Here is a 6,295-nt window from a genome sequence, read left to right as displayed (position 1 = left end):
ACGCTCCACGCTTCCTCTCCACATTCGGTCGCCCTCATGCAGTTGCGCTTCACTTCATTCGCTGTGACCAGCTTATGGCGGGACTTGCACCCGCAGGAGTGCGCCCATGCTGGGCGCACAACGACAAAGGGCTGCCGGAAGGCAGCCCTTTGTACATGAGCGGACGATTGGCCGCGTTACTTCGCCGAGATCGACGCGAACATTTCGTCGCGGGCCTCGCGTGCTTCCTGCGGCGACAACCCTTCGATCTTCACGCGGCCCGTGCCGGCGTGCACGAGGCCGATCACCTTGGCCGCCGCGTACGACAGGTCGAGCACGCGACCGCGCTTGAACGGCCCGCGATCGTTGACCTTCACGACGACCCACTTGCCGGTCGATGCGTTGGTCACCTTGATGTACGACGACAGCGGCAGCGTGCGGTGCGCGGCGGTAAACGCGTTCATGTTGAAGCGTTCGCCGTTCGCGGTGCGGCGGCCGTGGAAGTCCCGCCCGTACCACGATGCGCGACCGGTCTGGCGGAAATCGGATACATCCTTGCCGTCGATCGGCTCGGCGTCCGCCAGCGACGACTTCTTCGCGTCCTTGCTGTCGGCCGCCGGCATCGATGCCAGCGCGGAATCGAAACTGAGGGGCTGCTTGTCGTCGTCCGCCTTCGCGGCAGCGGCCGTCTTGTCGACCGCCTTCTTCTGGTTCACGCTGCCGGTGGTCTGGCTGGGTGGCACCGCACAGCCCGTCAGCGCAAAAAACAATGCAATGGTTCCGAATCGGCTCGGAAAACGTAAATTCATCGACGTGTCGCCTTCTGGTTCGGGCCGCATCGATACAACGCTGCTACACAACGCAGAGATGCGGCCCGGACGGCAAATGCGTGCACGCCCCGCTCGAAGGCGAGCAGGCGGCTAGCATGGGCGCGGCGTTCGTCTAGGCCGCAACCGTCCTGATTAGTTTTCACGTCTGGCGCAACCTGTCCCCAACAGCCTGACCAGACCCCACATGCCGCCATCGAACATGGCTTCACGTTCGCGCGCGTCGATACGACCAACGCACAGGAACGGCGGCACAGGCCTCATCCGGCGGCGCGGCAGCAGGGCCGCAGGCGGGCGCGCAGCACCCGGCCGGACAAGACGTGAGCACCGAATGCTCGGTGCTGGATACACCGCCGGACTCCCCGGCGGCCGATGCTTGACGGTGAATCGGACGCCTCATTTAACGGGGCCGAAACACCAGCGAATTGCGTGAAATTCACGCGCAATGGGGCACATTATACATAAATCAAAACGTTGTCTCGAAAAGCACCCCCGGCGCATCATTGATTCTCGCTATGGCTGTAACAATCGACATGCTCCGGGAATGCCCGCATCCGCGCGCCACGGCATGTATCGCACGCCCGGCAGCCGGCACGCGCGACCGGTACAATCGCTCCTTTTAGCCGCCGGTGCCCCCATGAAAGTCACGCTCATTCCGGTCACGCCGTTCCAGCAGAACTGCTCGCTGCTCGTCTGCGAGAAGACGGGCCGCGCGGCCGTCGTCGATCCGGGCGGCGATCTCGACCGGATCGAACAGGAAGTCGCGCGGCAGAACGTGCAGGTCGAGAAGGTGCTGCTCACGCACGGGCACATCGATCACTGCGCGGGCGCGAAGACGCTCGCGACGCACTACGGCGTGCCGATCGAAGGGCCGCAGGAAGAAGAGCGCTTCTGGATCGAGAAGCTGCCGATGCAGAGCGAGCGCTTCGGCTTCCCGGCCGCCGACAGCTTCGAGCCCGACCAGTGGCTGAACGACGGCGACACCGTGCGGTTCGGCGACGAGACGCTCGAGGTCTATCACTGCCCGGGCCACACGCCGGGCCACGTCGTGTTCTTCAGCCGCGCGCATCGCATCGCGATCGTCGGCGACGTGCTGTTCGCGGGCTCGATCGGCCGGACCGATTTCCCGCGCGGCAATCACGAGGACCTCGTCCGTTCGATCAAGGAGAAGCTGTGGCCGCTCGGCGACGACGTCACGTTCGTCCCCGGCCACGGCCCGGTGTCGACGTTCGGCGACGAGCGCCGCACGAATCCGTTCGTGTCCGACAAGGTATTCGGATGAACCAGACCGCCATCCCCGAAATTTACGTCAGCACCGACGTCGAGGCCGACGGCCCGATTCCCGGTCCGCATTCGATGCTGAGCTTCGCGTCGGCCGCCTATACCGAGGACAAGCAGCTGATCGCGACGTTCTCGGCGAACCTCGAGACGCTGCCCGGCGCGCACGCGCACCCGGTGCAGGAAGCGTGGTGGAAGACCGAGCCGGAAGCCTGGGCCGCGTGCCGGCGCGATCTGCAGACGCCCGAGGCGGCGCTGGTCGCCTACGTCGAATGGGTCGAGGCGCTGCCTGGCAAGCCGGTGTTCGTCGCGATGCCGGCCGGCTTCGATTTCACGTTCATGTTCTGGTACATGATGCGCTTCGCCGGGCGCTGCCCGTTCTCGTGGTCGGCGCTCGACATCAAGACGCTCGCGTTCGCGATGACCGGCCTGCCGTACCGCAAGGCGATCAAGCCGCGCTTTCCGAAGCACTGGTTCGACGATCATCCGCACACGCACGTCGCGCTCGACGATGCGATCGAGCAAGGCGCGCTGTTCTGCAACATGCTCGCCGACCTGCGCCGGCAGCAGGCCGCGCTGGCGAGCCTGGCCGTGTCGGATACCGATCGGTCGGAAAGCGCGGGGGCAGGACAAAATCCCACGGATCCGCGGGCAAATTAGCGAATCTCGCTCAACAGCGCGTCGCCAGATTGCCTTTCCTTTCCCGGCCCTCTAACATTCAGCGTGTTGTAGCTGCCGCATGGAGGCGCAGGTGACGCTCGATTCCTTTTCGCAAAAAATCCTTCGCCTGTTGCAGCTCGACGCGCGCCGTTCCGTTCAGGAAATCTCCGACCAGGTCGGCCTGTCGAGCACGCCGTGCTGGCGCCGCATCAAGGACATGGAACAGTCGGGCGTGATCCAGCGCTACACGGCGCTGCTCGATCGCGAGAAGCTCGGCCTGCACGTCTGCGCGCTCGCGCACGTGCACCTGACGCGCCACAACGAAGGCGGCGTCGAGCAGTTCGAGCGCGAGATCGCGACCTGCCCGGAAGTCACCGAGTGCTACAGCACGACCGGCGAAGCCGATTACATCCTCAAGATCGTCGCGCCGGACATCAAGGCCTACGACGTGTTCCTGCACGAGCGCATCTTCAAGATCCCGGCCGTGTCGCAGGTGCGCACGAGCGTCGTGCTGCGCGAAATCAAGTTCGACACGCAACTGCCGCTGTAACGCGCCGGCCCGCCCCCGCGGCGGGCCCCGCGTTCACGGTTGCCGGTTGCCGGTCACGTCCGCGCGGGCAACGTGCGCGTGAAGCCGATCCGGCGCGCGCCGAATTCGCGCTTCAGCGTCTCGATGTCGAGCCGGCCGGCCAGCGCCGCATCGGTGTCGTGCGGATCGCTGTCGAGCGTCACGTCGACCTCGAGCCCCGTACTCAGGTAATGCAGGTTGATCGCCGCCGCGCGCAGGCCGCGCTGCGCGAGCGCGGCCTCGAGCCGCGCCGCGAGCTCGCCGCGCGGTGGCAGCGCGAGCGCCGGACGGCGCGCCGCATCGTTCTCCGGGTCGACGTGGATCAGCGCATCGAGCACGCGCGGGTCGGACAGCACGCGCGCCCGCGCGGTCTCGGCGATGTAGTGCCCTTCGGAGACGGAGATCTTCGGATCAACGAGGATGTGCGCATCGACGAGCGCGGCATCACCCATCTTGCGCGTGCGCAGGTCGTGCACGTCGCGCACGCCGGGCGTCGCGGCGAGCAGCGCGCGGATCTCGGCCGTGTCGGCCGTATCGAGCGCGCGGTCGGAGAGGTCCTGCAACGCGTCATAGCCGAACGTCCAGCCCATGCGCGCGACCATGAAGCCGACGATCGCGGCCGCGATCGGGTCGAGCAACCGCACGCCGGCCAGGCTGCCGACGATGCCGATCGCGACGACGAGCGACGACGCGGCATCCGAACGTGCATGCCACGCGTTGGCGACGAGCATCGCCGAGCGTACGCGCCGCGCTTCGCGCAGCATGTAGCGAAACAGCGCTTCCTTCGACACGAGCACCGTCAGCGCAACGATCAGCGCGGAAAAATGCACGGCCGGAATGTTTTCGAGATTAACGAGGCGATCGCCGGCACGCCAGAGCATGCCGATACCGACTGCAATCAGGATCGCGCCGAGAAACAGCGACGCGACCGTCTCGTAGCGGCTATGGCCGTAATTGTGGTCGGCATCCGGCGAGGCACCGCTATGCCGATTCGCAACCAGCACGACAAAATCCGAGATCAAATCGGAAATCGAATGCACACCGTCAGCAATCAATGCCTGCGAATGCGCAATCACGCCGACGACGATCTGAAATGTCGCAAGCACGACATTCAGGACAATACTGACGAGCGTGCTCTTGCGCGCAACTGCGTGCTTATCTGCGCTCTGCGCGTCGCCGGAAAACGTAGACATGAAATATGAGATATCGGTGTGCGCATCGGTGTGCGATACGCAATTCTATCAAAAGCGCCCCGCAAGCCCTTCCAATACCCACAAATTTCTCATTTAAATCAACCGCTTATACGAACGTGTCGCATTTTCATTCACACGGCGTTTCTTACATTTTTATGACGGCGCCGAGCGGGCCGCCGGCGCCCGGAAAACAAAAAAGCCGCGCTCCTCGACGGACACGCGGCTCTTTTGAAGAGCGGGCAACCTAAACGAACGTTTAAATCGCAAACTGTTCGCGGTTCTTGCCGGCGATCCAGCGCGGCGGCTTGCCACGGCCCGACCACGTCGCGCCCGTTTCCGGATCGCGGTATTTTGCCGCCACGCCTGCGCGCGGACGACCGACCTTGCCGGCCTTCGCGCGGCTGAGACCGAGTTCGGCGAGCGAAAAGCCGTAGTCGGCAATTTTCTGCTTCACGTCATTCAGCACTTCAGCGTATTCACGCGACTTCGCTTCTTCGATTTGCTTCTCCAGCTTCTCCCGCTGGGCCAGCAGGTCCTTGTAAGAAGACATAGTTTCCCTTTCTATCTGACCAATGGCGCCGGTCTGCAGCCAGCTCACCATTCATGAAATATATGTGCCTCGGATTTTCGAAGGCAGAGATTAGCACAAAAAAGATTTGATAGAAGCGAGATTCATGAAAATACCGAGACCCATTGTAATTCACACATGTCATTTTGACCGGCCGCGGCCTTTTCTCAAATTTTTACGCTCCTACACAGAGATTAGGACATTAGCGATTGACTATTAGGTCTATCAACATACGCAATTACCCTGCATTCGAAAAAATCAAAGCTTTCATCGGACGACAGTTTCGCGAAAACCACATGACGCGGTTTGCTAAACGGACTCATCACTGACCCGCGACGTCACGTCACATCCTGTGCGCAGGCGATCAGCCGGTCGCGCAGCGCGCCGATGTCGGCCGACGGCGCGTCGAACGGCGTGCGCACCCGGCGGCCGTCGCATCGCCAGTCCGCGCCATGGCGATCGACGCCGAGCAGGTCGAGCCCGTCGCGGCGTGCGTCGCCCGCCTCGTACGCGTGCCACAGCGCCTGCTCGTCGTCGAACGCGAGCGGCGGCAGCGCATCGAGCTGCGTGCCGTCGACCCAGCCCATTCGCCCGAACCCGCCGATGTAGCGCAGCCGCTCGATCTCGAGCGCCCAGAACGCGAAATCGCCGAGCGCGAGATAGCGTGCGGCGTCCGGTTCGTAGCGCAGGTAGCGCGCGGTGACGTGCGGATCGTCGCCGAGCGGCACGAACCGGCCCAACAGCGTCGCGCGCTCGGCGTTCAGGACGTCGCCGTCGCCGGCATCGACGACGAGGAAACCCGCACGCGGATCGGCGACGAGATTGCGCGTGTGCTCGGCCAGGCCGCTCACCAGGATCACGGGCCGATGGCTCGCATCGGGTGCAAACGGCACGACGGTCGGATACGGAAAGCCCTGCGGTTCGCGCGCATGGGTGGCGAGCGTGCCGAGCGCGCAGCGGTGCAGCAGATGCAGGGCGAAGGCGGGATCGATGTTCAAGGGGACTCCTGCGGTCGAAGGGGCGCATCGGTTTCGATGTTACCCGCGCACGCCGCGTGCCGCGCATCGGCCGAACGGCCAGTCCGTCACCGGGGCGCCACCGCGAGACGACCCGCTCTCCAGCGCATCGGCCGAACGGCCATCGCCCGGCAGGATCGTAAGCGGTTCGATAGAATCGGACAGGTCCGACGGGCGCCACGTGCGCCCGCGCATTTTCCTGACGA

Annotated in this window: 7 protein-coding genes; 3 read left to right on the top strand and 4 right to left on the bottom strand. The window is 64.3% G+C overall.

Translation table 11 applies throughout. The features are described from left to right. Positions 1–176: 176 nt before the first annotated feature. Positions 177–788, bottom strand: coding sequence for a septal ring lytic transglycosylase RlpA family protein (locus tag MMB92_RS31955; protein ID WP_006483675.1), 612 nt, complete (start codon positions 786–788; stop codon positions 177–179). Positions 789–1,443: 655 nt separating this feature from the next. On the opposite strand from MMB92_RS31955, the gene MMB92_RS31950 reads away from it, so the two are divergent. From MMB92_RS31950 to MMB92_RS31940, 3 genes are all read left to right on the top strand, one after another. Next, positions 1,444–2,088: an MBL fold metallo-hydrolase gene (locus tag MMB92_RS31950; RefSeq protein ID WP_006483678.1), complete on the top strand. Its 645-nt coding sequence runs from the start codon at positions 1,444–1,446 to the stop codon at positions 2,086–2,088. Beyond that, entirely contained in the window at positions 2,085–2,744 is a 660-nt protein-coding gene (locus MMB92_RS31945; protein ID WP_212124448.1) for an exonuclease, read from the top strand. Before MMB92_RS31950 ends, MMB92_RS31945 begins: the two co-directional genes overlap by 4 nt. Before the next feature lie 79 nt (positions 2,745–2,823). After that, on the top strand, positions 2,824–3,294 hold the full coding sequence (locus tag MMB92_RS31940; RefSeq protein WP_006477376.1) for an Lrp/AsnC family transcriptional regulator: 471 nt from the start codon (positions 2,824–2,826) through the stop codon (positions 3,292–3,294). A 53-nt stretch (positions 3,295–3,347) separates the two neighbouring features. On the opposite strand, the gene MMB92_RS31935 is transcribed toward MMB92_RS31940, so the two are convergent. The 3 genes from MMB92_RS31935 to MMB92_RS31925 all read right to left on the bottom strand — a co-directional run bounded on the left by MMB92_RS31935 (position 3,348) and on the right by MMB92_RS31925 (position 6,071). After that, positions 3,348–4,505, bottom strand: coding sequence for a cation diffusion facilitator family transporter (locus MMB92_RS31935; RefSeq protein WP_006497446.1), 1,158 nt, complete (start codon positions 4,503–4,505; stop codon positions 3,348–3,350). 256 nt (positions 4,506–4,761) lie between these two features. Continuing rightward, positions 4,762–5,055, bottom strand: coding sequence for an H-NS histone family protein (locus tag MMB92_RS31930; RefSeq protein ID WP_006491875.1), 294 nt, complete (start codon positions 5,053–5,055; stop codon positions 4,762–4,764). A 356-nt stretch (positions 5,056–5,411) separates the two neighbouring features. Next, positions 5,412–6,071, bottom strand: coding sequence for a pyridoxamine 5'-phosphate oxidase family protein (locus tag MMB92_RS31925; protein WP_006485629.1), 660 nt, complete (start codon positions 6,069–6,071; stop codon positions 5,412–5,414). Between the last annotated feature and the right edge of the window lie 224 nt (positions 6,072–6,295).

The organism is Burkholderia sp. IO2, assembly GCF_029522185.1.
GTDB classification, from domain to species: Bacteria; Pseudomonadota; Gammaproteobacteria; order Burkholderiales; family Burkholderiaceae; genus Burkholderia; species Burkholderia cenocepacia.
Note: the sequence above shows the minus strand (reverse complement) of the source record. Positions and strands in the feature narration are given on the sequence as shown.

What these genes read in the sequence shown, in the direction of transcription:
- MMB92_RS31955 (WP_006483675.1), bottom strand. Translation starts at nt 788, where the DNA reads ATGAATTTACGTTTTCCGAGCCGATTCGGAACCATTGCATTGTTTTTT.
- MMB92_RS31945 (WP_212124448.1), top strand. Translation starts at nt 2,085, where the DNA reads ATGAACCAGACCGCCATCCCCGAAATTTACGTCAGCACCGACGTCGAG.
- MMB92_RS31950 (WP_006483678.1), top strand. Translation starts at nt 1,444, where the DNA reads ATGAAAGTCACGCTCATTCCGGTCACGCCGTTCCAGCAGAACTGCTCG.
- MMB92_RS31930 (WP_006491875.1), bottom strand. Translation starts at nt 5,055, where the DNA reads ATGTCTTCTTACAAGGACCTGCTGGCCCAGCGGGAGAAGCTGGAGAAG.
- MMB92_RS31935 (WP_006497446.1), bottom strand. Translation starts at nt 4,505, where the DNA reads ATGTCTACGTTTTCCGGCGACGCGCAGAGCGCAGATAAGCACGCAGTT.
- MMB92_RS31940 (WP_006477376.1), top strand. Translation starts at nt 2,824, where the DNA reads ATGGAGGCGCAGGTGACGCTCGATTCCTTTTCGCAAAAAATCCTTCGC.